The sequence below is a fragment of the Sneathiella sedimenti genome (assembly GCF_017313765.1).
Classification (GTDB): domain Bacteria; phylum Pseudomonadota; class Alphaproteobacteria; order Sneathiellales; family Sneathiellaceae; genus Sneathiella; species Sneathiella sedimenti.
In genome coordinates, this window is sequence record NZ_JAFLNC010000004.1 from 375,135 (window position 1) to 401,745 (window position 26,611).

28 protein-coding genes are annotated in these 26,611 nt (G+C 54.2%); 12 read left to right on the forward strand and 16 right to left on the reverse strand.

The window, feature by feature from the left end; all coding sequences use genetic code 11:
• The first annotated feature begins 130 nt into the window (after window positions 1-130).
• The 5 genes from gyrA (at window position 131) to tgt (ending at window position 6,197) form a co-directional block, all read left to right on the forward strand.
• Window positions 131-2,842 (forward strand): DNA gyrase subunit A, encoded by a 2,712-nt coding sequence (gene gyrA / locus J0X12_RS13635; protein ID WP_237688143.1) that lies wholly within the window; start codon window positions 131-133, stop codon window positions 2,840-2,842.
• Window positions 2,843-2,904: 62 nt separating this feature from the next.
• A complete protein-coding gene (coaD, locus tag J0X12_RS13640) occupies window positions 2,905-3,417 on the forward strand; it encodes a pantetheine-phosphate adenylyltransferase (RefSeq protein ID WP_207046683.1) in 513 nt (170 codons plus the stop codon).
• Between the two features lie 49 nt (window positions 3,418-3,466).
• Window positions 3,467-3,949: a peptidylprolyl isomerase gene (locus J0X12_RS13645; protein WP_207046685.1), complete on the forward strand. Its 483-nt coding sequence runs from the start codon at window positions 3,467-3,469 to the stop codon at window positions 3,947-3,949.
• Window positions 3,950-4,038: 89 nt separating this feature from the next.
• Window positions 4,039-5,070: a tRNA preQ1(34) S-adenosylmethionine ribosyltransferase-isomerase QueA gene (queA, locus tag J0X12_RS13650; RefSeq protein WP_207046687.1), complete on the forward strand. Its 1,032-nt coding sequence runs from the start codon at window positions 4,039-4,041 to the stop codon at window positions 5,068-5,070.
• Entirely contained in the window at window positions 5,067-6,197 is a 1,131-nt protein-coding gene (gene tgt / locus J0X12_RS13655; protein ID WP_207046689.1) for a tRNA guanosine(34) transglycosylase Tgt, read from the forward strand. Before queA ends, tgt begins: the two co-directional genes overlap by 4 nt.
• Before the next feature lie 308 nt (window positions 6,198-6,505).
• Here the strand turns inward: tgt and J0X12_RS13660 are convergent, their stop codons facing one another.
• Window positions 6,506-7,804, reverse strand: a complete 1,299-nt coding sequence (locus J0X12_RS13660) for a hypothetical protein (protein ID WP_207046691.1) — start codon at window positions 7,802-7,804, stop codon at window positions 6,506-6,508.
• Between the two features lie 178 nt (window positions 7,805-7,982).
• Here J0X12_RS13660 and J0X12_RS13665 point away from each other — a divergent pair, with 178 nt between their 5' ends.
• On the forward strand, window positions 7,983-8,327 hold the full coding sequence (locus J0X12_RS13665) for a Spx/MgsR family RNA polymerase-binding regulatory protein (protein ID WP_237688166.1): 345 nt from the start codon (window positions 7,983-7,985) through the stop codon (window positions 8,325-8,327).
• Here the strand turns inward: J0X12_RS13665 and J0X12_RS13670 are convergent.
• From J0X12_RS13670 to J0X12_RS13705, 8 genes are all read right to left on the reverse strand, one after another.
• A complete protein-coding gene (locus J0X12_RS13670; protein WP_207046700.1) occupies window positions 8,324-9,139 on the reverse strand; it encodes a PAS domain-containing protein in 816 nt (271 codons plus the stop codon). The two genes, J0X12_RS13665 and J0X12_RS13670, sit on opposite strands and share 4 nt — an antisense overlap.
• Before the next feature lie 16 nt (window positions 9,140-9,155).
• On the reverse strand, window positions 9,156-9,806 hold the full coding sequence (locus J0X12_RS13675; protein WP_207046702.1) for a hypothetical protein: 651 nt from the start codon (window positions 9,804-9,806) through the stop codon (window positions 9,156-9,158).
• A 34-nt stretch (window positions 9,807-9,840) separates the two neighbouring features.
• Complete coding sequence (locus J0X12_RS13680; protein ID WP_207046704.1) at window positions 9,841-10,536, reverse strand: ParA family protein; 696 nt, start codon at window positions 10,534-10,536, stop codon at window positions 9,841-9,843.
• 190 nt (window positions 10,537-10,726) lie between these two features.
• Window positions 10,727-11,485: an NAD kinase gene (locus tag J0X12_RS13685; protein ID WP_207046706.1), complete on the reverse strand. Its 759-nt coding sequence runs from the start codon at window positions 11,483-11,485 to the stop codon at window positions 10,727-10,729.
• 6 nt (window positions 11,486-11,491) lie between these two features.
• Window positions 11,492-12,484, reverse strand: coding sequence for a GTP 3',8-cyclase MoaA (moaA, locus tag J0X12_RS13690; protein ID WP_337925156.1), 993 nt, complete (start codon window positions 12,482-12,484; stop codon window positions 11,492-11,494).
• 97 nt (window positions 12,485-12,581) lie between these two features.
• Window positions 12,582-13,697 carry a DUF2336 domain-containing protein gene (locus tag J0X12_RS13695; protein WP_207046708.1) on the reverse strand — a complete coding sequence of 372 codons (1,116 nt, stop codon included), beginning with the start codon at window positions 13,695-13,697 and terminating at the stop codon, window positions 12,582-12,584.
• Between the two features lie 105 nt (window positions 13,698-13,802).
• Entirely contained in the window at window positions 13,803-15,392 is a 1,590-nt protein-coding gene (locus tag J0X12_RS13700; protein ID WP_207046716.1) for an ATP-binding protein, read from the reverse strand.
• Window positions 15,393-15,478: 86 nt separating this feature from the next.
• Entirely contained in the window at window positions 15,479-16,630 is a 1,152-nt protein-coding gene (locus tag J0X12_RS13705; RefSeq protein WP_207046718.1) for a DUF2336 domain-containing protein, read from the reverse strand.
• Window positions 16,631-17,075: 445 nt separating this feature from the next.
• Here J0X12_RS13705 and J0X12_RS13710 point away from each other — a divergent pair, with 445 nt between their 5' ends.
• Both J0X12_RS13710 and J0X12_RS13715 read left to right on the forward strand, forming a co-directional pair.
• Complete coding sequence (locus J0X12_RS13710) at window positions 17,076-17,528, forward strand: MarR family winged helix-turn-helix transcriptional regulator (RefSeq protein WP_207046720.1); 453 nt, start codon at window positions 17,076-17,078, stop codon at window positions 17,526-17,528.
• A gap of 184 nt (window positions 17,529-17,712) precedes the next feature.
• On the forward strand, window positions 17,713-18,081 hold the full coding sequence (locus J0X12_RS13715; protein ID WP_207046722.1) for a flagellar protein FlaG: 369 nt from the start codon (window positions 17,713-17,715) through the stop codon (window positions 18,079-18,081).
• Between the two features lie 21 nt (window positions 18,082-18,102).
• On the opposite strand, the gene J0X12_RS13720 is transcribed toward J0X12_RS13715, so the two are convergent.
• From J0X12_RS13720 to J0X12_RS13730, 3 genes are read right to left on the reverse strand one after another with little or no spacing between them, the layout of a single operon-like run.
• Entirely contained in the window at window positions 18,103-18,576 is a 474-nt protein-coding gene (locus J0X12_RS13720) for a hypothetical protein (RefSeq protein WP_207046724.1), read from the reverse strand.
• The gene (locus J0X12_RS13725) at window positions 18,577-18,888 is read right to left on the reverse strand and encodes a rod-binding protein (RefSeq protein ID WP_207046726.1); all 312 of its coding nucleotides are present in this window, start codon (window positions 18,886-18,888) and stop codon (window positions 18,577-18,579) included. It lies immediately after the preceding gene.
• Window positions 18,888-20,048 (reverse strand): flagellar basal body P-ring protein FlgI, encoded by a 1,161-nt coding sequence (locus tag J0X12_RS13730; RefSeq protein ID WP_207046729.1) that lies wholly within the window; start codon window positions 20,046-20,048, stop codon window positions 18,888-18,890. The genes J0X12_RS13725 and J0X12_RS13730 overlap by 1 nt, the downstream gene beginning before the upstream one ends.
• A 234-nt stretch (window positions 20,049-20,282) precedes the next feature.
• Between J0X12_RS13730 and J0X12_RS13735 the strand changes: the two genes are divergently transcribed.
• Together J0X12_RS13735 and dksA are read left to right on the forward strand one after the other, a co-directional pair.
• Window positions 20,283-20,702 carry a flagellar assembly protein FliX gene (locus J0X12_RS13735; RefSeq protein WP_207046731.1) on the forward strand — a complete coding sequence of 140 codons (420 nt, stop codon included), beginning with the start codon at window positions 20,283-20,285 and terminating at the stop codon, window positions 20,700-20,702.
• 187 nt (window positions 20,703-20,889) lie between these two features.
• The gene (gene dksA, locus J0X12_RS13740; protein WP_207046740.1) at window positions 20,890-21,306 is read left to right on the forward strand and encodes an RNA polymerase-binding protein DksA; all 417 of its coding nucleotides are present in this window, start codon (window positions 20,890-20,892) and stop codon (window positions 21,304-21,306) included.
• A gap of 77 nt (window positions 21,307-21,383) precedes the next feature.
• Here the strand turns inward: dksA and flgH are convergent, their stop codons facing one another.
• The 4 genes from flgH to flgF are packed head-to-tail and all read right to left on the reverse strand — an operon-like array spanning window position 21,384 to window position 24,678.
• Window positions 21,384-22,142 carry a flagellar basal body L-ring protein FlgH gene (gene flgH, locus J0X12_RS13745; protein ID WP_207046743.1) on the reverse strand — a complete coding sequence of 253 codons (759 nt, stop codon included), beginning with the start codon at window positions 22,140-22,142 and terminating at the stop codon, window positions 21,384-21,386.
• 11 nt (window positions 22,143-22,153) lie between these two features.
• Window positions 22,154-23,125, reverse strand: a complete 972-nt coding sequence (gene flgA / locus J0X12_RS13750; protein WP_207046745.1) for a flagellar basal body P-ring formation chaperone FlgA — start codon at window positions 23,123-23,125, stop codon at window positions 22,154-22,156.
• A gap of 26 nt (window positions 23,126-23,151) precedes the next feature.
• On the reverse strand, window positions 23,152-23,940 hold the full coding sequence (gene flgG, locus J0X12_RS13755) for a flagellar basal-body rod protein FlgG (RefSeq protein WP_207046746.1): 789 nt from the start codon (window positions 23,938-23,940) through the stop codon (window positions 23,152-23,154).
• 15 nt (window positions 23,941-23,955) lie between these two features.
• The gene (gene flgF / locus J0X12_RS13760; RefSeq protein WP_207046748.1) at window positions 23,956-24,678 is read right to left on the reverse strand and encodes a flagellar basal-body rod protein FlgF; all 723 of its coding nucleotides are present in this window, start codon (window positions 24,676-24,678) and stop codon (window positions 23,956-23,958) included.
• 311 nt (window positions 24,679-24,989) lie between these two features.
• Here flgF and J0X12_RS13765 point away from each other — a divergent pair, with 311 nt between their 5' ends.
• Window positions 24,990-25,517 carry a flagellar basal body-associated FliL family protein gene (locus J0X12_RS13765; protein ID WP_207046750.1) on the forward strand — a complete coding sequence of 176 codons (528 nt, stop codon included), beginning with the start codon at window positions 24,990-24,992 and terminating at the stop codon, window positions 25,515-25,517.
• A gap of 8 nt (window positions 25,518-25,525) precedes the next feature.
• Window positions 25,526-26,608: a flagellar motor switch protein FliM gene (gene fliM / locus J0X12_RS13770; protein ID WP_207046752.1), complete on the forward strand. Its 1,083-nt coding sequence runs from the start codon at window positions 25,526-25,528 to the stop codon at window positions 26,606-26,608.
• Window positions 26,609-26,611 lie beyond the last annotated feature (3 nt).

Consider the following 26,611-nt stretch of genomic DNA (forward strand, 5'->3'; position numbering starts at 1 on the left):
TGCTTATGGGGCTGATATCTTGTAGAACAAGCCAACCTTGACGATGGCTGAAATCGGCAGGGGAGTTTAATGGTTTTTTCTTTGCCGGGCGAATGTCTGGCATACTTAAGTTTATTCAGGAACCCCTGCCTTGAATGATGTAACGATACCTCCTTCCGATAACCATATCGTTCCGGTTACTATTGAAGAGGAAATGCGGCGGTCGTATCTCGACTATGCCATGAGCGTGATTGTCTCGCGTGCGCTTCCCGATGCCCGCGACGGGCTGAAGCCGGTGCACCGGCGGATCATTTACGCCATGTATGAGAATGGCTACACCTCCGACAAGGCATTCCGCAAATCCGCCCGCGTCGTCGGTGATGTGATGGGTCGTTACCATCCCCATGGGGATAGCGCGATTTATGACGCCATGGTGCGTCTCGCGCAGGATTTCTCCATGAGCCTCAAGCTGGTCGAGGGGCAGGGCAACTTTGGCTCCATGGACGGCGACAAGGCGGCTGCCATGCGGTATACGGAGGCGCGCCTGCAAAAGGCCGCCGAGAGCCTGATCGATGACATCGACAAGGACACCGTTGATTTCGTTAACAACTATGATGATAGCGAGCGCGAACCCTCTGTTCTGCCGGCACGCTATCCCAATCTTCTGGTCAATGGCGCCGGCGGTATCGCTGTCGGCATGGCGACCAATATTCCGCCGCATAACCTGGGTGAAGTGGTCGACGGAGCGCTCGCGCTTCTCGAAAAACCGGAAATGGCCGTCGAAGAGCTTGTCGACTTTATTCCGGGTCCGGATTTCCCGACAGGCGGGACGATCCTCGGGCGAAGCGGATCTATCAGCGGTCTCACCACCGGGCGTGGCTCGGTTATCATGCGGGCGAAAGTCGATATCGAGGAAATCCGCAAGGACCGCCAGGCGCTGATCGTGACCGAGATTCCCTACCAGATCAACAAGGCGCGACTGGTTGAGCAGATTGCCGATCTGGTACGGGCCAAGAAGATTGAGGGAATTGGCGACCTTCGCGATGAGTCGGACCGTCATGGTGTTCGCGTGGTTATCGAAATCAAGCGCGATGCGATGGCGGAAGTGGTGCTGAACCAGCTTTACCGCTTTACCTCGCTGCAAACCTCCTTCGGGGTGAACATGCTGGCGCTCAATAGCGGCAAGCCTGAGCTTCTCAACGTCAAGGAACTGCTGGAAGCCTTCCTGGATTTCCGCGAAGAGGTAATTTCACGGCGGACCAAGTTCCTGCTGGGCAAGGCACGGGAGCGGGCCCATGTCTTGATCGGCCTTGCAATCGCCGTTGCCAACATTGATGAAGTGATCAAATTGATCCGCGCCGCGCCCGATCCGGCTACAGCGCGCGCAGAGTTGATGGAGCGTGACTGGAATGCCGCCTCGGTGGAGCCTCTGATCCGGCTGGTTGATGATCCGGAATATGCGATCAGTGATAGCGGTACCTACCGTCTTTCAGAGGCGCAGGCCCGGGCGATCCTTGATCTCCGCCTGCAACGGCTGACCGCACTTGGTCAGAATGAAATCGGCGACGAACTGAAAGACCTGGGGACTAAAATCCTCGACTATCTCGATATCCTTTCCAGCCGGCCGCGCCTGATCGGCATCATCCGCGACGAACTCCTCGAGATGAAGGAAAAATACGCGGTGCCACGGCGCACCCGGATAGAGGAAAATGAGTTCGAACATGATATCGAGGACCTGATCCAGCGCGAGGATATGGTGCTGACGGTCAGTCACAAGGGTTATATCAAGCGCGTTCCGCTCTCGACCTACAAACCGCAGCGCCGCGGCGGCAAGGGCCGCGCCGGCATGCAGACCCGTGATGAGGATTTCGTGACGCAGGTGTTTGTGGTGAATACGCACACGCCTGTGTTGTTCTTCTCCTCCTTCGGGCGGGTATACAAGCTGAAAGTTTATCGTCTGCCGCAGGGCTCCCCACAGAGCCTCGGCAAGGCTATTATCAATCTCCTGCCGCTGGAGGAAGGGGAGGTTATCTACACCCTGATGCCATTGCCGGAGGAAGAGGAAAGCTGGTCCGAACTGGAAGTCATGTTCGCGACCGCCAAGGGCAATGTCCGGCGCAACCAGCTCAGCGATTTCTCCAATGTGAAGTCGAATGGCAAGATTGCCATGAAACTGGATGAGGACGACCAGCTGGTCGATGTCCGGATCTGTACCCCGGACTCCGATGTACTGCTCGCGGCAAAGGGCGGGAAATGCATCCGCTTCCGCGCGACCGATGTACGGTTGTTCAAGGGCCGGGATTCCAGTGGTGTGCGCGGCATGAAACTTGCCAAGGGCGACAGTGTTATCGGCATGTCTATCCTGAAATCCGTCGAGGCAGATACGGAAACCCGCGATGCCTATCTCAGGGCGCGCAGATCCGTGGATGAAGCCGGGAATGTCACGGATTACGGCAGCCTCACGCCGGAGCAATATGACGCTCTTCTGCAGGACGAGGAAGTCATTCTTGCGATCACCGAAAACGGCTATGGCAAGCGGACAAACGCCTATGAATATCGCGTCACCAATCGAGGCGGTCAGGGGATTATCAACATTGAAACCTCCAGCCGGAATGGTGATGTTGTTGCCACCTTCCCGATCACGGAAGAGGAACAGATCATGCTAGTCACCAATGGTGGCAAGCTGATCCGGACACCGGTTACCGATATCCGCATTGCTGGCCGGAATACGCAGGGGGTTACCCTGTTCAAGACCGCGCAAGGGGAACAGGTTGTCTCTGTTACCGCGCTTGCCGATGCCAAATCCGACGAAGACAACGGAGACGACGACACCGGGCCTGCCGACGAGGACGCGAGCGACTGAGATGGCGCGCCTAGAATATAAAGCTAACAAATAGAAGTAGCGAAGAAAGGGAAGGAAGTTTCATGTCGAAAAATCGCGTAGGACTATATCCGGGGACGTTTGATCCGATTACGGTGGGTCACTATGACATTATCCGCCGGGCGTCGAAGCTGGTCGATACGCTGGTGATAGGTGTGGCGATGAACCCGGGGAAGAATCCTCTCTTTACCGTCGAAGAACGGGTTGAGATGGTCGAAAAGATGACCGAGGAATTTCCGGGGACCAATTTCCAGGTTAAACCCTTCAACAACCTGTTGATGCATTTTGCGGAACAGGTTGGTGCGGCCATCATTATCCGCGGGCTTCGGGCCGTGTCCGACTTTGAGTATGAGTTCCAGATGGTCGGCATGAACCGGCGGCTGAACTCGGAGATCGAGACGGTCTTCCTGATGGCCTCCGACCAGCATCAGTTCATTGCCTCCAGCCTGGTCAAGGAAATTGCCCTGCTGAACGGTGATATCACGAAATTTGTATCGGCGACGACAGCCAAGAAAATTGTCGATCGCGTCGAGCTTATTCACAACAATTCGAAATAGGTTAAATTTTATCGCGGGGCTGTACGCGCGCGGACAACAGGAGAAAGTTATGGCACGAGACCTAGAAAACACCCTCTATCTTGAAACGAAGGATGGCCGTGTCATCATCGAGATGCGCCCCGATCTGGCGCCGAACCATGTCGCACGCATCAAGGAGCTGGCGCGGCAGGGTTTTTATGATGGCATCGTCTTCCACCGGGTGATTGACGGGTTTATGGCGCAAACAGGTTGTCCGAACGGTACCGGCACAGGTGGTTCGGGGCAAAATCTTACCGCTGAATTTTCCGGTGAAGCCCATATTGAGGGTACCTGTTCCATGGCCCGCGCGGGTCATCCCGACAGCGCAGACAGCCAGTTCTTCATCATGTTCGACCGGGCGCCGCACCTGGATAGCCAGTATTCCATCTGGGGTCAGGTGGTCGAGGGCATGGATGCCGTGCACAAGATCAAAAAAGGTAACAGCATGGACAACGGTTCCGTCAAGGACCCGGATAAGATCATCAGTCTCAAGGTTGCGGCTGACGTCGAGTAGCATATTAGTATTTCCAGACACGAACGGCTTGGTCTTCCAAGTCGTTCGTTTGCGTTTTGGAGCAAATTATAGGGACCCGATCCTGAGTCATGAAAGTCGAAGCATTTGATTTTACGCTGCCGCCGGAGCTGATCGCCGATCGCCCCGCGGTTCCGCGTGAGGCGGCAAAGCTGCTCGTGGTTGGCGAGACGCTCGGCGATCATCATGTTGCGGATCTGCCCGATCTGCTGCGGGAAGGGGATTTGCTGGTCTTCAACGACACCAAGGTGATTCCGGCGCGACTGCGCGGGACACGGCGGTCTGCGAAGATTGAGGTGACGCTCCACAAGAATGTAACCGCCGATAGCTGGCACGCCTTCGCAAAACCGGCGAAAAAGCTGAAAGTCAGCGATGTTATCGAATTCTCCCGCGGCTTTACCGCGTTGGTGACGGATAAATACGACGGGGGAGAGGTGGCCCTTGCTTTCTCCGCCTCCGGTCCCAAGTTGATGGAAAAGCTGATGGAGCATGGGGAAATACCGCTTCCGCCCTATATCAGCAGCCTGCGGGCCGTCGATGAACAGGACAAGCGCGATTACCAAACCATCTTCGCAAAAGACGAAGGGGCGGTTGCCGCACCGACGGCGGGCCTGCATTTCACCGAAGGGTTGCTGGCGGCATTTGCGGAAAAAAAAATTGATATGGTGACGACGACTCTGCATGTCGGCGCGGGGACGTTCCTGCCGGTGAAAGTCGACGATACCGACGATCACAAGATGCATGCGGAGCGGGGCTTCCTGAACGCGGAGACAGCACGGAAAATCAACGAGACCCGCTCGCGCGGCGGACGGATCGTCTCGGTAGGGACGACCAGTCTGCGCCTCCTTGAGAGCGCGGCGGATGAGGCGGGCGTTCTGCACCCTTTCGAGGGGGAGACGGATATTTTTATCACGCCCGGCTATCGTTTCAAGGCGATCGATTTGTTGATCACGAATTTCCATTTGCCGAAATCGACCCTGTTTATGCTGGTCTCCGCCTTTTCCGGACTTGAGACCATGAAGGCGGCCTATGCCCATGCAATTGCGGAAAAATACCGTTTTTATTCCTATGGCGACTGTTCGCTGCTATACCCGAAACCATGACAAACGCATTTGAATTCAACATCACCGCCACCGACGGCGCGGCCCGGCGCGGCACCCTGAAAACGGCGCATGGGGAAATCCGTACACCGGCCTTCATGCCTGTCGGGACGGCGGCGACCGTGAAAGGGATGACGCCGGAGGCCGTGCGGGAGACAGGCGCCGATATCCTTCTTGGCAATACCTATCACCTGATGCTGCGACCCGGATCTGAGCGGGTGAGGCGGCTCGGTGGCTTGCACAAATTCATGAACTGGGAACGGCCGATCCTAACCGACAGCGGCGGCTTCCAGGTGATGTCGCTCAATGAGCTACGCAAGATTGATGAAAATGGCGTCACCTTCAAGTCCCATATCGATGGGCAGCGGTTCGAGTTGACGCCGGAACGATCCATGCAGATCCAGAATGATCTCGACGCCACGATCACCATGGCCTTCGATGAATGCACACCTTATCCGGCAACGGAAGAGGTCGCCGCGAGTTCCATGCGCCGCTCCATGCGCTGGGCTGAGCGCTCCCGCGAGGCTTATGAGCAAAGGGCCGGCTATGGCCTGTTCGGGATTGTGCAGGGGTCGACCTATGAGGATTTGCGGCTGGAATCCATTGCGGCACTGACCGGTATCGGGTTTGAGGGATATGCTGTTGGCGGTCTTGCGGTTGGTGAGGGACAGGCGGAGATGTTCCGCACACTGGAGTTTACGACACCGGCACTTCCGCAAGACAAGCCCCGGTACCTGATGGGCGTCGGCAAGCCCGATGACCTTGTGGGCGGTGTGATGCGCGGTATCGACATGTTTGACTGTGTGCTGCCGACCCGGTCGGGCCGAAATGCGCAAGGCTTCACCCGCTATGGCACGGTCAATATCCGCAATGCCCGCCATGCGGATGATCCGCGCCCTCTCGATGAGCGATGCGCCTGCCCGGCCTGCCGGAATTACAGCCGCGGCTATCTTCATCACCTGTTCAAGGCCAAGGAGATGCTGGGTTCCATGCTGCTGACCTGGCATAATCTGCATTATTATCAGGAAGTCATGGCCGGCATGCGCGGCGCGATCGAAGACGGCAGGCTCGCAGATTTTGCGCTCGATTTCTTCGCCATGCAGGCGCAGGGAGATATCGAGCCGGTTTAGCGCTGGACTGGAAGGGGAGGTATGGTAATCGAAGCCATCCTTGCCTTTGAGGGGAGGGGGTGGAATCGGCAAAAACAGCTTCGATCAACCTTGGACAGCTTTATCATCAGGCCAGTAGTCTTAACATCGCGTTAATTTTAACTGAGGCGGAAAGATTGACGGCGGGAAGGCATGCGAATTGCCTTTTTCTAATGCAAGTTAACCATGTTTGTTAAGTCGCCGGAAACGGATAGCGGATATTCACCTGGGTGAAAATTCGAATCTCCAATAATTCTTCATCGAATCTCCCTTGCAAATTCCAGGAAGCGTTAGGACGGCGAGGGGGGCGTTGCCTTGCCGGGAGATGTTTTCTTCTCCGGTAGGGGCGATGATTTTGCGAGCGTCGTCGTCGAGCGCGTCGTCACCGTGGAAATGATTTTATCGATCACGTAGAAAATAAGCTCAACGCTGTAACCCGCAAGGAAGGCAATGGCCAGCGGGCTGAAGTCCGCAAGGCTGGAGGAGCCGAGCTTTACCGTTGCAATCGCCGAGGAATGGGACGTGAGGGAATAGAGCTTGTTCGGCGCTTCGGTGAAAAAGAAGCTGGCCATGATCCCGGCGAGAGGACCTTGGGTGATCCGGAGACTGTAATCGATGTGGGAATTCATCGAGAAGGTCAGGCTTTCAATATCCTTTGGCAGCTGGCGGAGCACATAGAAGGACGCTCCCAGCAGCCCATACAGGATTGGCAGGAAATAAGCCGAGATCGCGTGCAGGACATACTGGGCGGAAACATAATGGACATGGAGTTTTGATTCCGGGGACAGCTGACTATAGTCCGGCTTTTCCCAGGTCTGCTCGCTGAAGAAGATGATCCGACCCCAGAAACGGTTCCAGTTTTTCAACTCGATAATCTCGGCATTGCGCCATGAAATATATTCGCCGATCTGACGGTTCAGAACTTGCACATCCGTGGGACGTGACGATCCTTCCTGACTATCCGGGATGTTGGACGGAGTCTCGTTTTCCTTCTCGGATCCACTGTTAGCCTGCAGCCGTTGTCGTTGCGAGAGGGTGCTTTCGCTGCCTGACCGGATCGATCCGTGATCGTTGAAAAGCTGCTCTTCCAGCTCAATAATCCGGTCAGACTGATCCTTGATATCTACGACCAGGGTATTGCCGATCGCCCAGAAGACCTGCAGCGCAATCAGGGTCAGCAGGGTCAGCAGTGACAGCAGCTTATAGCTGAAAGCGGATTTGCGGGAAAAGGGAACATAGTTCCGGCCCTGCAAAGACCCCCAGACACCCGCGCGGAGGCCGCGCATATCATGTGTCGCGCGAACGCTGTCAATGGTAATCGGGCTCAAGGTATGGGAAAGGACCTCATAGGCATGCCAGAAGCCACTCGCAATTGCCGGTGTGAGCTGGTTTTTATCGAAAGCGTTACTCGTCTCGAGGATGGTCCGCGTTACTTCTTCATCAAGTTCGATGCCGCGTTCCGCCGCTGTCATCATCAGAAGCTGGGCGTCGACGAGCGACGTCTGAAGAAGACTAGACATCAGCGTATGCTCGGGCACCTTCGGTTCCCGCGCAGCGTTCGTCGTCGATCGTCTGGAGGATAGACCCATTTTCCACTCCTTCTTTCCTGTGACGAGCGGAGCGGAGTGTCTGTGAGCGGAAATCCCGGTTTTTTGCGGGTTTTCGGCTCAACTATCAAGAATATTTGGGTAAGGGTTGTCGAGCCCGGTAACGCCGCGGTACAAGGGAGCCTGACCGGTTTATGGAGGAGAGATACGCGCGGTGATTATGTATGGAATAAAAAACTGCGATACCTGCCGAAAGGCGCTCAAATGGTTGGAGGCAGAAGGAATAAGCTGTCAGTTCCATGATATGCGCGGTGATGGCTTGCCGCCGGAGGAACTTGCGCAATGGCTCGACAGCATCGATCGCGCAATCCTGGTCAACAAGCGCGGAACAACCTATCGGCAGCTGGACGAGGCGGCCAAGGCAGCCCTGGACGGCGACGATCCGTCCGCCGAGATTATCGCCCAGCCAACTTTGCTGAAACGACCGATTTTCGCGCATAAGGGCACCTATCTGGTCGGCTTCAAGGAACCGGAAAAAGAAACTCTCAGGAAATGGGGCGCTTAGTCCAGCTTCTGGACGTAGCAGAGGACATGGTCGACCTGGATCTGGTTCTCGCTGAGCGGCAGGGCAATCACCCTGAGCGGGATTTCATCGAAGGTGGACGGGAAATATTCGGTCCCATGAGTTGGTTTGCCCGAGTTCGCGACATCCCGGGCGAGGCTGAGAACCCAGTCGACGACCATCGGTGAAAAATCAATATCCGAGACATATTTCTGGTGCGGATTTTCTGCCAGAACAGCCTGACGGATTTCGCTCGCAAATCCATTTTCCAGCTGCAGGCGGCCGACGGCCCGGTCGCAATAGACCAAGGTACAGTTGGGCCAGTATTTCCCGATCTTGGCGGTATCCAGGTTTTGCCAGGATGGATAGCGGTTCCCGTCGCGTATTTCCATCCAGTAGGTGAGGATATCCGGTGTTGCCCGCTTCTTCTGCCAGCCGGATGCGGCGGCTGGCCGTGCCCAGTTCGCCCGTCTTGGCGGGACGGCGGAGACAACGCGCGGCGCGGGCGCAACATCTACCGGAACGGATGCCGGGCGCTTGGGTGCGGGTTTGGCGCGCGGTTTCGTCTTTTTGCGGGCTGGCGATTTAGCCGGGGCTTCCGGTTCCGCGGTGAAAGCGGGTTCGGGGTTGATTGAAGTCGGTTTGCTCGCCTCCAGCTCTTCCGCCAGCGTTTGCAAGCGGTCGGTAATGTCACCGGATTTCACCTTGCGGGGGGAGGCCGTTGTTTCTTTCGGCCGGCGTAATTTGATCCGTGACAGCGATGCCGCGTTCAGGCCGGTCTCCAGCTCGTTATTGTCATCGGTGTTTTCACGCATGACCGGTTACTTCCACTCAGTGGGACGACTTGTCCAGGACACAATTGCATGATTGCGGCAGTATTTTCGTTCCGTGATTTGCGACATACTCTTCCAGTGCCGTTTCAAAGATTGATTGCGCGGACATCTGCGTATGCGCGGCAATCAACTTGAGTTGCAGATGGTCTTGCGGGGCCATGCGGACGGATATCCGGATGCGGCCAAGGCCATCCTTTTTCAGTTTTGAAACTTCGGCTGCAATTCTCCGAGCCTGTTCCTCACCGAGGGGCGACGGGACCGTCTCTGGGGAAGAACCATTCATGGCGGCTTTGGTTGCGGAAACCGGCTGATACTTATGCTCCGCGAAAGACTGATGAGAGTCGGTTTGCGGAGGCGGTGCGGCGACATCTTGTCTGCCTGCATAGTCCTCGTCAGAGAAGGAATCTTCAGGGCCCAGGCTGTGGGTTGCGGTAGTTTCGGTGTCAAGCGTGGCGTTTTCTTCAGGAGCCTCCGGCTGGTCATGGTGCGGATCGGCATAATCGCGCACCCTGTCATAGATGCGCGAGACATGATTCTCGCCGTTTCTTCCGCCGTCGTTAAGAAGGTTCTTCGGCGTCTGGCGAGGCGATGCCGGGGCGGCCTTGCCTTTGGAGGCAATCAATGAACTGGAGAGAAAAGCAGCTTTCATGACAAATCTTCTTCTTGTTAATGACCGTCAGGTATCAGTTAAATGCCGCGCCATTGCTAGCCCGAGATGCGGTTAGATGATGCGATGTCGGCATCGGATGGTTCGTCTCCATCCGGGACAGGCGCTCGTCGATATAGGCCCAGAGTCTGGTGATCTCGTCGCTTGACCGCGAGGAGGGGTTCAGTTCCATGGTTGTCCGGCCGTCAATCATGCTGGAGGCGAAATCAACGCGCTGATGGATGATCGCCGGGGCCAGCGTGCCGTGCTGTGACAAGGCAATGGCGGCTTCGCTGGTGATCCGTGCACGGGGCGTCGCGCCGTTGACGACGAATATCAGGGGGGTATTCAACCCTTCCGCCAGTTCCACTGTCGCTCCGACAGCGCGCAGGTCATGCGGGCTGGGCCGGGTCGGGATAATCAGCAGGTCCGAAAGACCGATCACATTGGCGATTGTCGAGGTAATGGCAGGCGGCGTGTCAACGAATAACAGATTGATCCCCATCTGTTCCATCCGGCCAATATCCGCACCGAGGCGCTCTACCGTAGTCCGGGCAAACAGCGGTGTTTCCGCTTCGCGCTCGTTCCACCATTCCGACAGGCTGCCTTGGGGGTCTGTATCCACAAGCGCCACCGGGCCGCCGCCGGCCATTTCAGCCTGGACTGCAAGATGTCCGGCAAGCGTTGTTTTACCTGAACCACCCTTTTGTGATGCAACTGCGATAACCTTCATCAGAACTCTCCTGCTCGGTTCTTGTTACTGGAGGTGATGAATCCGTTCTCGCCGCCGATTGATCCGCTCCAGTCGTTGTCTCATAGAGCAAAATTAGCGATTAAAAATTAAGGAAGATTTACGAACTCCGTCAAATCTTAGCTAATAATTAGCAAAATTTTATAAAACGTAAATTGGCGGCCCTGTTGCTTTACAGAATAAACTGCTCGTCGAGGATCCGCTTTTCCAGATTATGTTCCGGATCGAACAGGAGGCGGAGAGTGATATCCCGCTTTTCCTCAACCTTAACCGTGGAGACATCCCGCACTTCCACCGCATCGGCAACGGCGCTGACCGGGCGTTTTGCAGCTTCCAGCACTTCCAGCTCAATACGAGCCTCCCGCGGCAGAATGGCGCCACGCCACCTTCTGGGCCGAAAGGCACTGATCGGAGTGAGGGCAAGAACACCGGCGTTCACCGGAAGGATCGGGCCATGGGCAGAATAATTATAGGCAGTGCTGCCGGCGGGTGTTGCCACCAGCACGCCGTCGCAGGTCAGTTCCGCAACCTTGATATGTCCGTCGATGGATATCCGTATTTTCGCCGTCTGGCGACTCTCCCGGAGGAGGGAAACTTCATTTATGGCAAGGGCTTCCGTCTTATTTCCATGCATATCCACGGTCGCCATGCTGAGTGGGTGAAGTTCCGTAATCTCGCCGGCGTTTAACCGCTCGATCAGGCCTTCCTCGCGGTAGTTATTGAGCAGGAACCCAACCGTCCCCTTGTTCATGCCATAGATGGGCAGGTCCGCGTCCATGAAAGCATGCATGGTTTCCAGCATGAAACCGTCTCCGCCGAGCGCGACAATGATCTCCGCCTCCTTCGCCGGAACATGGCCATAGCGCGCAATCAGGCTCTCGCAGGCATTCTGCGCATCTTCCGATTCGCTGGCGGTAAAATGTATTTTCATCTGCCGTTAGCCGCCCGTCACGCTCATATGGCGGGGGACGGCCGGGCGATCGTCATTCTGTCGGTCGATGACAAAATCATGGCCCTTGGGCTTGCGGCCGATGGCCTCGTCGATGGCGGCATCCAGTGCCGCGAGGCCGTTTTCACCGCGCAGGACCGTTTTCAGATTGGCGCTATCCTCCTGTCCGAGGCACATATAGAGCATGCCGGTGCAGGTCAGGCGGACCCTGTTGCAGCTTTCACAGAAATTATGGGTGAGGGGGGTGATAAAGCCCACACGCCCGCCAGTCTCCGCGATCTCGAAATAATCTGACGGTCCGCCGGTGCGGTAGGTGGAGGGCGCCATGGTCCAGCGTTCTGCGAGCTGCATCTTCACCTCCGAAAGGGGGAGATACTGGTCGGAGCGCTGCCCGTCAATGGTGCCCATCGGCATGGTTTCGATGAAGGTGATATCCATGCCCTCGTCACCGACCCACTGGATCATGTCATTGAATTCATGGTCATTAAAGCCCTTGAGGGCGACGGTATTGATCTTGATTTTGAGCCCGGCGGCCTGTGCGGCGCGGATCCCCGTCATGACTTTGTCAAAATTTCCCCAGCGGGTAATGTCCTGAAACTGATAGGGATTAAGCGTATCGAGAGAGACATTCAGCCGCCGCACACCCGCGTCATAGAGGTCCGCCGCATATTTTTCGAGCTGGCTGCCGTTGGTGGTGAGGGTCAGCTCATCCAGCTCACCGCTTTTAAGGTAAAGACCCAGATTCCGGAAAAGCTCCATAATGCCCTTGCGGACCAGGGGTTCGCCGCCGGTAATCCGGATTTTGCGCACGCCCTTGCGAATAAAGGCCGCGGACACCATTTCCAGTTCTTCGAGGCTGAGGACATCCTTCTTTGGCAGGAACGTCATATTCTCCGACATACAGTATTTGCAGCGGAAATCGCACCGGTCCGTGACCGATACGCGAAGATAGCTGATTTTTCTGCCGAAGGGATCAATCACAATTACATTCCAATAAAGAAGAGACGCGCAACTTCTCCTTTAAAAATATATTTTTAAATATGTTTTGCAAGCAATGACGCTAAAGAAGCGACGGTTCCTAGAATATGTCGCCGTATTTGATCTCGCCGGACATGAAGCCGTCATGCTTTAGGGCCTGCTGGGCGGACTCCAGCGTCAGAAGGTCATAGAAGTCCATCGGTGCTGACTGGACAGGCGAGAGGACCGACAGGTTCTGGTCGCGAATGGACGCGGTGAGGTCATAAATTGACTTGAAAATAACCCGGTCGATATCAAGGCTGCGGCAGGCGACGGCGAGGATTTCGGAATTTTCTGAATAGATGACATCCTTGATCATGTCGCCACTTATATCGAGAAGCTTGGCGAAGGAAAATTCGAAAAGATCTATTTCCCCCTGATGCAGTGACTTGATCATGAACCGGGTGGAAAGCTCGCCCGAACGATGCAGCTTTTCAACAAGGCGAAAGGAGGGGTCATTCTCCATGGTGATCGATTGGATCGTTTCTTCGCGATCATTGATATCCATTTCGAGCGAGCGGATATCCACGTCGAAATTATTGCCGATATACTCGCGCAAGGACATCGAGACCCAGCGGTACATCTTCTCCGCGATCGGCTTGGGCAGGAAGGGCCGCTCAAGGAGCGGGCGCTGATACTCCGGAATAAATTCGGACTGCTCTCCAAGAAAGTTCAGCATCTGTAGTGGCATCTGGGCACTTTGGTTTTGCAGCAGGGTCACCGTGATATCAGGATCATTTATCTCGCACAGTGCGGTGCAGACGTCTTCCCCGATATTTTCCCGTGTGGCGACAGCGAGCCGGTGCTGCTTGGAGCGATGCTTGACGATTTCCAGGAGATCATATTCTGCCAACAGCCCACAGTCGCGAAGGATCGGCAAGGCGACTTCAATTTCATCATTGGCAAGAAACACCAGAAGATTTTTTGGGATATCATCGCGCAGCGCCAGCTTTTTTGCAAATTTCGCGCGGATTGACTTTTCGACATCGGATGTGATCCGGCAGATGATGTCCGCCATGATTTCTTTTTCCGAGTCCGAAAAGGTCATGCGATTTTCAGCCAGAAAATCGCTAATTCTATTGTACAGAAATTCCCGTTGTTGCGGAGAGTTTGCTTCCGCAAGGCCGACCAGCATCTTTAATGTGTCGATATTCTCCTGTGCGCTTGCGGGCATCATAATTTGTCCAGAGGTTAAGTTAGCTCAACCTCAACGTATATAGTTATTATTAAAATTCTGTTAAATTTCGGCTTGGTTGGCGGAGGAGAGTGACCGGTAAAAACCTTAGTGAGCGAGGGGGAGACGCACCTTGAATCGGCTGCCGTCTGACAGGCTGCTCTTCACCGTAATATTGCCGCCCATGAGCCGCGCGAGCTTGAGTGACAGCGTCAGGCCGAGGCCGACGCCATCCGTTCCGCGGCTGTACACACCTTCATGGGCCTGCTTGAACGCCTCAAAGATTTTTTCCTGATCTTCCTCGGCGATGCCCGGGCCCGTATCCCAGATGGTGATATCGACGAAGGCGTCGTCGATGATCTCATACTCGATACCGATCGTGCCGCCCCGCGGCGTAAATTTTACCGCATTGCCGATGATGTTGACCAGAATCTGCAGACAACGTGTCGGATCGACGGCAAGGTTGATATCTTCAGTAATTCGGGTGCCCAACATTTCGAGTTGTTTCTCCCGTGCATGGTTCTGCACCAAAACATAGGCGTCCGCCACCATGCCGGCGAGAGGAGTCGAAACGATCTCGATCGGGATTTTGTCACTTTCAATACGCGCGATATCGAGAATATCCTCGATCAGGCTCAGTAGATGTTTCCCGGAATTCAGGATGTCGCCGACATACTCACGATATTTGCCGCTGATCGGGCCAAAAGTCTCAAGCCCGATAACCTCCGCAAAACCGATAATGGCATTGAGCGGAGTCCGCAACTCATGGCTCATGTTGGCAAGGAAGGTATCCTTGGCCTTTGCAGATTCCAGCGCCTTCTTAGCTGTCATCTCCAACTGCATGTTTTTCTTGGTAATTTCGTTGATGGCCTTCTCAAGGTCGGCCTTCGAGGACATCGCCTCATCCTCCGCCAGAAGCCGGGCGGTAATATCATCGCTCGTCCCGCGATAGCCGACAAAGCGGCCCTTATCATCAAAAACGGGAACGCCGGACATATTGAAAATCTTGTATTCGCCGTTGGTATCCTGAATTTCCAGGGGCACTGACCTGAACGGGACATGCTGCCCGATGGCCGTCTCGGCCTTGTTGCTGCCATCCGCCTCCGGCTTGAAAACCCCGAGATCGGCAAGACGCTTGCCCTTGAGCAGCATCGGCGGCAGGCCGACGGCCTGCACCACCCGGTCGGAGACAAATGTCAGCCGACCCTCCGCATCCGTTTCCCAGATCCAGTCAGAGGCGGCACGGGTGATGTCCAGAAACCGGCGTTTCTCTTCCTTGAGCTTTACTTCCGCATTGACCTGGCGGGTTGAGTTGATGAAGCTGCCACAGATGGCGATCAGCTGGCCCTCATCATCAAAAATCGGAAAGTGGCGGGAGAGGAAATACTCTATGTCCCTGCCGATATTGAGAGCTAGCTGGCGAGTTTCGGTTTCTCTCGTCTCGGCAATACGGATAACAATGTCGAGATGGTCCTGCGGCAGGGAGGGGAGGATTTTGTCTTCTACGCGTTGCGCGGCGCCAGGGCGAAAATGTTCCCGATATCCGCTGTTGGCGTAAATGACGGTTCCATCCGGGCGGGCCATGTACATCGGGGGCGCCTGCTCAAACACCGCGTCGAAAAACTCGCGACTAACGATACTCTGCATTGACGGAATATCTGCGCCATTTGTGTTTTTGACATCGGTATGAAGCGACACGACACTTCCTTGCCCCCGTTCTGTCATTCACTCTTTACATGTAAGCCTACATGTTCCCTGATACAAAATTACGCCACAACAGGAAATCATAAATACACCCGGTCTTCGTCAAGATCTGCGTCGAGTTGTTCAACAATTTCCATGTAGTCACGCTCCAACTGCCAGAAGCGTAACGTCATTTTCGCTTTCTTTGAAGAAAGATTATCATAAAATTTCATAATAATCTCTACTTCTTCCGGCTGTGTCGTCTTTTTTACTATTTGTTTACGTGAAATATTGCGGGTCAGCAGGTATGTGGTGGAAAACCCGCTACGGCTAAACTCCAGCGCCTTGAGGACAACAATCAAGGCCTCGGCATTGGGGTCATAGATAAATCGGCTGATTTTCTGGTAATCAAGCCCCGACAGCTCAGCCAGACCGATCAGGAATAACCGGATCTGGCGGCCGCGCAGCGCCTGCACTAGAAATTTTTCGTTCAGTTCCTTGCGTTTCGACAGTTCTGAAATAAGCTTGTCCGCGCTCGAGCTTTTTTCCGTAACATCGTAGCGATATTCGGTTTTTGCTGCGGCAACGATCTTCTCATTCAGTTCCAGCTCATCGATCTCGAAATTCTCGATGATATGGCGGCGTAGGGCGGCCGACACCCACCAGAACATTTTATGGGCCAAATCCGGGGGGATGTCGTGGCGCGCAATCAGGGGTTCCTGGAAACGGTCGATCCGGCGGGACTCCTCAACCAGATATTCCATGCTCTTGCGGGATATCTTGGCGTCGCCATTCTCGATCAAATGCGAGATCACGTCCTCATCGCCATGGCTGATCAGCAAGTCGCTCAAGGTTGTATTCAGGTCGTCCCGCTCGGCAATGGCCAGCATATGCTCCTTGCCGCGGTTCTGGATGATCTCGATCAGGTCGGGCTCGGCCAGCAGGTGGCTCTTGAACAAAATAGGGCGGGCGACCTCGATATCGTCGTTGGCCAGCAATGTAATCAACCCATGGGGAACATGTTCATTGTCGGCCAGTTCTTCCGCCAGGTTCTGGCGCAGTGTTGTTTCGATCTCCGAAAGGAGCTTGGTCAGGATACTGATTATTAGCGCATGTTCCTGCTCACTCAGACGCTCTTCGTCTTTTATGAACAGATGGCTGATGTTGTTGAAGAGTTGATTGCGGCCGCGCTTGCTGCTGTCTCTCGACAGGGCAACCAGTCTGGCAAGCTCTTCATCGTGACCTTCAGTCATTTCTATTCCGTTTCTACCTTACAATGCCGACTTACTCTGATAGCCGATTTCCTCAGTAAAGGGCTATTTCTGACAAGTTTGACAGGTCCCGTTGAGACAAAATCATTTGTCCGCGCAAACTAATATCAACGTCACAACATGATACAGCGACATTAAATTCCCGTTAATTATGAGACAGGTTGCGGCGTAATTCTGCTGCGGGCTTCATAATTTTGCCGCGAATTGATGGTTTATTTTACCTAAGCACGCGAATGATGAAAGCCATCAAATCAACGAAAATGATAAAAATGGGATGATTTTCGGAGGATTTATGTCGATATCGCATAATCTTCGCGAAGAATTATTGCCAATTTACAATTCGTTAAGATTGTCAGGGCAGAATGAGATGAATTTCCAAGAAGTACATTTTTTTAAACGCGTATACCCGTTGACCTAAGGAAATATTGTGACTGAAGATTATCATGAACTCACCAGGTTGATTGAACGGCTCCATCGCCGCTTTCTCGATGTGTTGCGGACGGAACTGACACTGATGGAGATTACGGACATCAACGCCGTCCAGGCCTTGTTGCTGGCCAATATCGGTGATGAGGAAATTAATGTACGCGAACTTATGTCCCGGGGATATTACCAGGGTTCGAACGCGTCCTATAATCTCAAGAAGCTCGTCGAAATGGGGTATCTTCTCCAGGAGAAATCCGAACGCGACCGGCGGGCAACCATGATCCGGCTTTCTGAAAAGGGGCTCGACATGGTCGAAAAGCTAGGCGAAATGGAACAAAAGCAGTCGGACCTTCTGGCGCGTTCCAATCCGGCACCGGATGTCGCGGAAACCCGCAAGCAATTGCGACAGATAGAGCGTATCTGGACAGATTATATCCAATACGGCGCTCAGTAACACCTTCGCTCCTCCCATAAATACTCTTAAAATACGGGCTTTAATTCTGCCATTTCTACTAATGGCAGAATTAGACCGTCTGGGTTAACCATCTGTTAAGAATTTTCAGCTAGGTTAAATGCCTGCGGTAAACCGCATGAAAATGTTGGATGTTATTTATTGAATGAAGGAGAGGAGTTGCGTTATGGACGTAACCCCATTCGGAAAACAAACTGCGATACTTTCGACTTCGCATGCCACCAGCCCGGTTGCTGATCGCGGCACTGTGGTTAAATACACGGGCGAGGATCTTCCCGTATCGCCGCAAGCGAGTGCAACCCCCGCCAATCCGATAAAACGTGCTGAGGAAGCCATTGGTGGTCTGTTTACGGATTCTAAATTTCCTTCCGGCCGGTTTTCGATTGATCAGGACCGAGAGAGTGGCAGATATGTCTATCGCCTTATCGATCGTGAAACGGACGAAGTGTTGAAGCAGTTTCCAGGTGACTATGTTCTGCGGCGCGTTGCTTACTATCGCGAACTGCAGGGCCTGGCTGTCAACAGCGAAATTTAAAGCCACTCCGTTTGTTTTCCTCTAAATTACCTGGTTGATGGCGATCGCCCCGTTGACGGCGCGCGAATTCCTGTTCGAGAGGGAGTTGGCGACGGACGCGCGGGCGTTATAGGCACTTGGCGGCGCTTTCTTCTTCGCTACTTCGTCTGCTACCGACTTTACCAAACCTTCCGTTACGGTTCTTGCCGTTGACAGTTTCCTGAAATGGCGATCAAGGATAGCGTAGAATTTCTCGCTCGTCTGCTTCAGGTTGTCGATTTCCGCCTTGGGAAAAGCCTTGAACGCATCCGGGTTCTTCTTCACCAGGGACATCTGTTGGTTATAGGTCGCAATCAGGCGGGTCTTTTCATTCAGCGTCGCCTTGAAGCCTTCCGGATCATTCTCGTGGAGCAGCTTGTTTTCCTGTTCCAGGATGTCGCTGAGCCGGGCAATCAGGCGCGCAAATCCCTCCGGGGTCATCAGTGTCGGACCGCTATTCTGGGCTTGTAAGGTCATCTATTTTACCTCCTGTAATGCCAGCATTTCACGATAAACCGCATCCGCGATACCAACGCTATTATTGCGGCTCATGGATTTGGAGTATTCGTCGTTGAGCATGGAGCGGAACATCTTCTCGGATTCACCGCCACCGAATGTCTTGTCTGTTTCCAGGCCGGCCGACATGGAGTTCAGGACCTGGCTCAGGAAGAAGGCCTCAAACTCGATGGCGGTTTGCCTGATCTTCTCGTTTTCGCCGACGCGGCCATTTTTGCCGGTCGCGACCGGATCGACGATGAAGTTGGGGGATGTCGGTTGAATATTGCTCATTACATTAACTCGATATCTGCCTGCAGGGCACCTGCGGCCTTGATTGCCTGAAGAATGGAGATCATGTCCCGGGGGCCAATGCCAAGGGCGTTCAGCCCGTCAACGAGATCCTGAAGACGCACACCCTGTTTCAGGATGGTCAGCTTCTTGTCCTTGTCGTCGTCCACCTCGATATTGGTGCGCGGGACCACAACGGTTTCACCGGTTTCGGAGAAGGGGGCGGGCTGCGATACCTGCGGTGTTTCGGTAATGCGTACCGTCAGGTTACCTTGTGCGATGGCGACCGTGTCCACCTTGACCTCGCTGCCGATCACGATAATGCCGGACTGCTCGTCGATCACGACGCGAGCCGTCTGGTCGGGGTTGACCTGCAGCTGTTCAATATCTGCCAGCAGCTCGACCATGTTCTCACGGTTGCTGTCCGCCAGGTTGAGAACGACTGTCGACGGATCGGTCGGTTCCGCCACCGGCTTGCCGATATAGTCATTGATTGCGACAGCGATCCGGCGAGACGTTGTCAGGTCCGGGTTCCGCAAGGAGATACGCATGCTAGTCAGTGTCGCCAGGTCAAAGCCGAGTTCACGCTCAACAATGGCGCCGTTTACAATTCGGGCTGTGGTCGGCACACCGCGGGTTATGCTTTCCGCCGCACCGCCGGCAGCAAATCCGGCGACAGTCAGCGTGCCTTGCGCAACCGCATACACTTCGCCGTCCGCAGCCATCAGGGGAGTGACGACAAGCGTCCCGCCCATGAGGTTCGTGGCATCACCAAGGGAACTCACAACGATATCGACCTTCGTTCCCTGGCGCTGGAAAGGGGGCAGGGTGGCGGTCACGATCACGGCAGCGACATTCTTGGTCTTCAGCGTTTCCCCGCTGGTGTTAACGCCCAGACGTTCGAGCATGGATGTCAGGCTTTGTTCCGTAAATGGGGAGTTGGACAGAGAGTCGCCGGTCCCGTTCAGTCCGACCACCAGTCCATAGCCGACCAGAATATTGTCACGAATACCTTCAAATTCAGCGATATCCTTGACGCGCGAGGCGGCATTGGCCGCATCAAACGACCATAATAGACAGCTGATTGCGACGAAAGCTGCCATCAAATGCCGTGATTTTGCCTTTGACTGGGCTGCAATATGTTGGGCTAATTTCAAAGCCATCAATAAATTCCGTTCTTAGATATCCAAAATTTTCTAATTTCGATATAAGTAAAGCGAAATCCGTGCCAGTTTTTATATTTGTTAATTTGTTGATTTATATGGATAAAATTATCATATGGTTGTAACGGTGTGAGAAAGAGGCAATATCTTCCCCTTGACCGGGAAAGAATGTCCCTTGAGAATGGAAATTGGTAATATCAGTCATGTCAAATGTGACGGGGTAACGGTTCTAAAATGAAAGTTGGCGGTCCAGGCCGGGCATCAGCGGCATCCGGCAGCAAAGGCGGCAAGACGGCGCAAAAGTCCGGCGCAAAATTTTCCGTTGAAAGCGAAGCGGTGGAATCTGCGGCGGCCGGCGGCGTGTCGTCTTCTTCTCCCATCAGCTCAATCGAGGCGCTTGTCGCCCTGCAGGGGGTGGATGAAAGATTGCCAAGAGGCAACAAGGGGGCATTGGCCAAAGGTCATGATCTTCTTGAAAAACTGGAATCAATTCGCGACGGTCTGCTGACGGGGTCGTTGTCCGCGGACAAGCTCAAGCAGTTGCAGCAAACCCTGTCCGGCTATAAAGTCTCCGACGCCGATCCGGCGCTCAAGCAGATTATCAAGGATATCGAGGTGCGGGCGGCAGTTGAACTCGCTAAATTCGGATTTTGATTATAAAAGTACCCCTCGAGCAACTTATTTTCCCCCGATAACACCCTGATTTTTATCAGACCTTCATAAATATCTTATTCTAATGGAATAGGATGTTGCTAATAACGCCGCGATCTTATATTTATGGCCGGTAAATTTTTGGGTGCCCATGTTGAGGCATTCGAGAAATGGGAACTGGAGTCGCTTAATGAACGTTCAAATTCCTGAAGACTATCAGCCGTCCGAAGACGAGCCTTTTATGAATTCACGCCAGCAAGAGTATTTCCGCGCCAAGTTAATGAAATGGCGTAACGAGATTCTCGCCGATGCGAGCCAGACAATCCTGAGCTTGCAGGAAGAAACGGTAAAGGAACCGGATATCGCGGATCGGGCCTCGACCGAGTCCGAACGGACGCTGGAGCTTCGCACCCGTGACCGGCAGCGCAAGCTTATTGGCAAGATCGATGCGGCGCTGCGCCGGCTTGACGAAGGACAGTATGGCTATTGTGTCGAGACAGGTGAGCCGATTTCCCTGAAACGACTGGAAGCCCGCCCGGTTGCAACGTTAAGCCTGGAAGCGCAGGAACGGCACGAACGCCGTGAGAAAAGCTACCGTGACGACTAGGTTTTGCTTTCAGACAAGATGAGACAATAAAAAAGCCGGTTCTATCTGAACCGGCTTTTTCTGTTTCATGGCCTTCCTTAGAAGGGGAAGATAATGTCGAAGAGTTGCTGACCATAGCGGCCCTGCTGGACGTCGGTCAGGTGACCACGGCCGCCGTAGGCGATGCGGGCCTCGGCAATCTTTGCCGACTCAATCGTGTTGGAGGAAGTGATATCTTCCGGCCGGACAACACCGGTGACCGAGAGATCGCGACTTTCGAAGTTCACACGGACTTCCTGACGGCCGACAATTACCATATTTCCGTTCGGAAGGATCTGGGTCACGATGGCAGCGATTTCCATATTGATGGTTTCGTTCCGGTTGACGGCACCCGAACCCTTCATACTGTGATCACTTCCCAGATCGATCAGGGCGGCGGCATCGGTGCCTTCCGGCAGGACCTTGGTTACCTGGGATTCCAGTCCGAGAAATCCGGCGAACCCGGCGTTTTCGGAAGAGGCTCGCGTCGTATCAGTTGAGTTATTGAGCGTCGCCTTGTCCTCAATCTCGACAAGTACTGTCACGATGTCGCCAACCTGGTTCGCTCGCTGGTCCTTGAAAAAGGCCTTGGAGCCGGGCCGCCAGAGGGAGTTTGCCTGGAGCAGCACGGGTTCCGGTCGCGGCATGGGCATGGACACCGGCTGGTAGCCTTTCTGGGCTACCGGGTTTTCAATCTTTGACAGCGGCGGCTCGGAGCCGATATTGGAAAGGCGGTTAAAGAAGTTGCAGCCCGACAGAGCAAGGCCAAGACCGACCACCATCAGGATACGGGTAATGGATGTAATACGGTTCGTCATGGTAAGCTCCTTTATTCCTTGATATCGCTGGCAGATGCCAACTGCGGCTGCCGGGTAATGATACGTACTTCCTGTGGGCTGATCACCTGGGCCTGTATAACCATTCGGCTGTTGACGTTCTCAACGCGGATGACGTCGTCTTCACCACCGGCTTCAAGGGTGCGGCCGGTAACGGAGAGATACATGCCACCCTGTTCCAGAATGACAGCGACCAGCTTGCCTTTTTCGACAAGGACGGGATCACCCAGGTTACTGATATTGATCGGCAGACCGGAACGGACGGAGCGTCGCGGGCTCTTGCCAATCAGGCTTGCAGCATCGGTAACGACATGATGTCCGACCTTGCTGACGCGTTCGGGCTTATAGTCAATGTCACTCTCGCGAATTTCCTCGCCTGCGGACTTGAAGCGTTTGAGGACAGGGACCAGCATTTGCGCATGGAACTGGCCGCTCAGCTTAACGCGCTGGCCGTTTTCCGCATGAGCCGGTGCGAGAATCTCTGCAACGAACTGGCCGCTGTCGCGGTTGATATACAGATTTTCAATGGAAACTGTCTGGGGTTGATCCGCGGCAATCTGGATATTCAGGTTTTGCGTGGCCAGGTTCATTTCGAACATATCCAGGTCCAGTTCATACTCCAGGGCGGCACGTAGCTGATCGGTAATAACCTGCTGCGGGATGCTGGCGCCCAGACGGCGAACCGTAATCCGGCGGATCGGTGTCGCCGGACGCCATTCCAGCCCTTGCATATGGACATAACGGGCGACCGAGACAGCCTTGAAAACCGTTGATTTGCCCGGCGCGGGTGAGGGCGCGATAACCTGCTCGGCCTTGTCGCCGGCCCCGGTGAACAGATCGCCGATGGTAATCTGTTCTCCCTCGACCGTAATGTCGCGCCGGAGCGTAATCGTCTCGTCGGCAACCGAAAGTGACGGAGCGGTCAAGGCGATCATCAGGGTTAGTACGAGTGCAATGTATTTCATAGCTGTCTCTTTCATTCTAGAAAGTTTTATCGTCCAAGCTGGTTGGTAACCGACATCATTTCATCGGCGGCGGTAATGGTTTTCGAGTTCATCTCATAGGCGCGCTGGGCGCTGATGAGCTGGGTGATTTCCTGCACCGCATTCACGTTGGACATTTCAAGATATCCCTGACGCAAGGTGCCAAAGCCGGTGGATCCCGGAACGCCGATTGTTGGGGCGCCGGATGCCGTGCTTTCCTTATACAGGCTGTCGCCCAGTGGCTGCAGGCCGCCTTCGTTGAAGAAAATCGCAAGGTCGAGCTGACCCACAGTCTGCAAATTGACCTGACCGTCGATCTGGACCTCAACTTCACCGCTCGGGTTAATTGTCACGCTGGTGGCGTCCTGCGGAATGGTGATGCTGGGAATGACGGTAAATCCGTCCTGCGTCACGATCTCACCCGTCGGGCTTAACTGAAACGAACCCGCACGGCTGTAAGCTTCTTCACCACTTGGCAGGAGAATCCGGAAATAACCCTCGCCCTGAACGGCCATGTCATAAGTGTTGCCCGTCGATTCAAGTCCGCCCTGTTCCGTAATCCGGTAGACAGACGCGGTCTTGACACCGACACCGATCTGGATACCCGCCGGGACAATCGTGCCCGCATCGGAGGAAGCGGCGCCGGCGCGTTCCATGTCCTGATAGAGCAGGTCCTGGAACTCTGCGCGTTGGCGCTTAAAGCCGGTTGTTGTCATGTTGGCGATGTTGTTGGAGATAACATCCACGTTAAGCTGCTGGGCCAACATACCTGTGGCGGCAATACCGAGTGCTCGCATTAATCTATTCCTTCTCTACTGTAGTGTTGGCATTTCTTCGATAGTTTTCATCTGCAGGTCATGCTCTGAATCCAGCAGCTGTTGGGCTGACTGATAGGCGCGCATGATGTCGATCATCGCCGTCATTTCCAGAATGGGCTGGACGTTCGACTTTTCCAAGGTACGCTGCATGATAGTGGCCTCTACGGCTGCCTGTGGGCGGAAGTCCTCTGCGTCATACAATCCATTACCGACCTGTTTCAGTACTTGTGGGTTTTCAAAATTGACGAGACTGATCTTCTGCGTCTGTCCGGGGGCCGTTGTTACCGTGCCATCCGGTGCAAAGGAGACATCCTGAAACTGGAGGTCGACGGTAATTTTGCGGTTGTTCTCATCCAGCAGGGCGTTGTTATCGATGGTGACGACGGTCCCTTCCGGATCAAGCCGGAAGCTGCCATTGCGTGTATATCGTGTGCCTTGCGGTGTTTCGATGGTGAAATATCCCTCTCCGCTGACGGCGAGATCAAGGGGGCGGCCGGTATGGGTAAACTCTCCCTCGCGCAGGTCGCGATAGCTGCCATAGTCCTGAACATATGAAACAGAGTCCTGGTTCGCGCGTTCCACCAGAAACTCCTCGAACAGAGGATGTTCGCTCTTAAAGGCCGTCGTATTGACGTTTGCGAGGTTGTTTGCGGTTATGTCGAGGCGCCGTTTCAGCGCCATCTGTTGTGACAATCCAATAAAAACTGCGTTTTCCATATCTCTGCCTTTCTGGCACAAATTGATCTGCCAAGTTATATGCAGACCCCGTGCCAGAATAAAATATCAACAAAAACAATATGTTATATGTGGATAGGGAAGGGTTCACGGGAAACCAGGGGTGCAAATTCGGCCGTTGGCGGCAATTTTTTCCTATCACCGATTGCCGGCCCGTCAGCGGATTGTCGATTTCCAATATAAATTGCGCCTTTTTGCAAAAGAATTGGATGATATCAACTTCTTGTTAACCAAAGCGGCCTACTCTGTAACCAGTTGTTAAAGGTCCAATTCGTCGAAGGTACGAACGAACAATGGTTGACGAGACAGAAGACGAGGCGTTGGACGCCGATCAGGAAGAAGACGGCGAGTCGAAGAAAAAGAAGAAACTTAGCGGTAAGTTTCTGGTTCTCTTTGTATTGCTGCCCTTGCTAGTCATCGGCGGCGGTGCTGGTGGAGCCTACTTCGCCGGCGTGTTTGATGCGCCTGAACCGACAGAAGAGGAAATTGCGGCGAAAGCGGCTGAGGTGAACAAGAAGGTCGTTTTTTATGATCTGCCGGAAATGCTGGTCAATCTCAATTCCGGGAATTCATCAAGCAGCTTTCTGAAGCTTGGGGTTTCGCTCGAACTGGCAGACGAGGCATCCATCCCGGATCTGGAGCTCCTGATCCCGAGGATCATCGACAATTTCCAGGTTTATCTCCGCGAACTTCGGAAAGAGGATCTGAACGGGTCACAGGGAGTATTTCGCCTCAAGGAAGAACTGCTGATGCGGATCAATAGTTCAGCGGCTCCCGTCAAGGTGAACGATGTGTTGTTTAAAGAAATGCTGGTGCAGTAGGAAATTGTATGTCTGATCAGGACGACGAAATGGATATGGCCGCTGCGATGGCCGCCGAAGGTGAGGATGACATGGCTGCGGCTATGGAGGGAGAAAGCGACGAACCCTCCGCCGCTGAAATGAGCGGTCACAGCACGCGCGTACTCAACCAGGATGAAATCGACAGCCTGCTCGGCTTTGATATGGAAGGCGAAGACACCAGCGAAAACTCTGGTATCAAGGCCATCATCAATTCTGCGCTGGTCAACTACGAGCGCCTTCCCATGCTGGAGGTGGTGTTTGACCGCCTCGTCCGGATGATGACAACGTCGCTCCGTAATTTTACCTCCGATAACGTTGAGGTCAGTCTCGATAATATTACGTCCATTCGTTTTGGCGATTACCTCAATTCCATTCCTCTACCGGCGATCTTAAGCGTTTTCCGGGCCGAAGAATGGGACAATTTTGGCCTGATTATGGTCGAGAGCTCGTTAATTTACTCAATTGTCGATGTATTGCTGGGTGGCCGGCGCGGCACGGCCGCGATGCGAATTGAAGGCCGGCCCTATACGACAATCGAGCGCAATCTGGTGGAGCGGATGTTATCGGTTGTTTTGAATGACATGACCGCCGCTTTCGAGCCCTTGAGCCCGGTGACCTTCCGTCACGAGCGGATCGAGACTAACCCGCGGTTCGCGACGATCGCCCGCCCGGCCAACGCAGCGATCCTGATCAAACTTCGCATTGATATGGAAGATCGCGGCGGCCGCATTGAAATGCTTCTGCCCTATGCCACGCTGGAACCGGTTCGTGAGTTGCTTCTGCAAATGTTCATGGGCGAGAAATTTGGTCGCGACAGTATTTGGGAAAACCATCTGGCAACAGAACTCTGGTCATCCGAAGTTGATATCCAGGCAGTCCTGGATGAGAAAAAGATGTCTCTGAACGAGGTTCTGAACCTGAAGATCGGCGATACGGTCATGTTTAACGCCTCACCGGAAAGCCCGACGATCCTGCGTTGTGGCGGGATTTCGATGGTGTCTGGCAAAATGGGACGGTCTGGCCAGAATATCGCCGTTAAAGTTGATAAGTCACTCAGACCAATAGGTTAGAAT

What these genes read in the sequence shown, in the direction of transcription:
- coaD (WP_207046683.1), top strand. Translation starts at nt 2,905, where the DNA reads ATGTCGAAAAATCGCGTAGGACTATATCCGGGGACGTTTGATCCGATT.
- J0X12_RS13645 (WP_207046685.1), top strand. Translation starts at nt 3,467, where the DNA reads ATGGCACGAGACCTAGAAAACACCCTCTATCTTGAAACGAAGGATGGC.
- queA (WP_207046687.1), top strand. Translation starts at nt 4,039, where the DNA reads ATGAAAGTCGAAGCATTTGATTTTACGCTGCCGCCGGAGCTGATCGCC.
- tgt (WP_207046689.1), top strand. Translation starts at nt 5,067, where the DNA reads ATGACAAACGCATTTGAATTCAACATCACCGCCACCGACGGCGCGGCC.
- J0X12_RS13660 (WP_207046691.1), bottom strand. Translation starts at nt 7,804, where the DNA reads ATGGGTCTATCCTCCAGACGATCGACGACGAACGCTGCGCGGGAACCG.
- J0X12_RS13665 (WP_237688166.1), top strand. Translation starts at nt 7,983, where the DNA reads ATGTATGGAATAAAAAACTGCGATACCTGCCGAAAGGCGCTCAAATGG.
- J0X12_RS13670 (WP_207046700.1), bottom strand. Translation starts at nt 9,139, where the DNA reads ATGCGTGAAAACACCGATGACAATAACGAGCTGGAGACCGGCCTGAAC.
- J0X12_RS13675 (WP_207046702.1), bottom strand. Translation starts at nt 9,806, where the DNA reads ATGAAAGCTGCTTTTCTCTCCAGTTCATTGATTGCCTCCAAAGGCAAG.
- J0X12_RS13680 (WP_207046704.1), bottom strand. Translation starts at nt 10,536, where the DNA reads ATGAAGGTTATCGCAGTTGCATCACAAAAGGGTGGTTCAGGTAAAACA.
- J0X12_RS13685 (WP_207046706.1), bottom strand. Translation starts at nt 11,485, where the DNA reads ATGAAAATACATTTTACCGCCAGCGAATCGGAAGATGCGCAGAATGCC.
- J0X12_RS13695 (WP_207046708.1), bottom strand. Translation starts at nt 13,697, where the DNA reads ATGATGCCCGCAAGCGCACAGGAGAATATCGACACATTAAAGATGCTG.
- J0X12_RS13705 (WP_207046718.1), bottom strand. Translation starts at nt 16,630, where the DNA reads ATGACTGAAGGTCACGATGAAGAGCTTGCCAGACTGGTTGCCCTGTCG.
- J0X12_RS13715 (WP_207046722.1), top strand. Translation starts at nt 17,713, where the DNA reads ATGGACGTAACCCCATTCGGAAAACAAACTGCGATACTTTCGACTTCG.
- J0X12_RS13720 (WP_207046724.1), bottom strand. Translation starts at nt 18,576, where the DNA reads ATGACCTTACAAGCCCAGAATAGCGGTCCGACACTGATGACCCCGGAG.
- J0X12_RS13725 (WP_207046726.1), bottom strand. Translation starts at nt 18,888, where the DNA reads ATGAGCAATATTCAACCGACATCCCCCAACTTCATCGTCGATCCGGTC.
- J0X12_RS13730 (WP_207046729.1), bottom strand. Translation starts at nt 20,048, where the DNA reads ATGGCTTTGAAATTAGCCCAACATATTGCAGCCCAGTCAAAGGCAAAA.
- J0X12_RS13735 (WP_207046731.1), top strand. Translation starts at nt 20,283, where the DNA reads ATGAAAGTTGGCGGTCCAGGCCGGGCATCAGCGGCATCCGGCAGCAAA.
- dksA (WP_207046740.1), top strand. Translation starts at nt 20,890, where the DNA reads ATGAACGTTCAAATTCCTGAAGACTATCAGCCGTCCGAAGACGAGCCT.
- flgH (WP_207046743.1), bottom strand. Translation starts at nt 22,142, where the DNA reads ATGACGAACCGTATTACATCCATTACCCGTATCCTGATGGTGGTCGGT.
- flgA (WP_207046745.1), bottom strand. Translation starts at nt 23,125, where the DNA reads ATGAAATACATTGCACTCGTACTAACCCTGATGATCGCCTTGACCGCT.
- flgG (WP_207046746.1), bottom strand. Translation starts at nt 23,940, where the DNA reads ATGCGAGCACTCGGTATTGCCGCCACAGGTATGTTGGCCCAGCAGCTT.
- flgF (WP_207046748.1), bottom strand. Translation starts at nt 24,678, where the DNA reads ATGGAAAACGCAGTTTTTATTGGATTGTCACAACAGATGGCGCTGAAA.
- J0X12_RS13765 (WP_207046750.1), top strand. Translation starts at nt 24,990, where the DNA reads ATGGTTGACGAGACAGAAGACGAGGCGTTGGACGCCGATCAGGAAGAA.
- fliM (WP_207046752.1), top strand. Translation starts at nt 25,526, where the DNA reads ATGTCTGATCAGGACGACGAAATGGATATGGCCGCTGCGATGGCCGCC.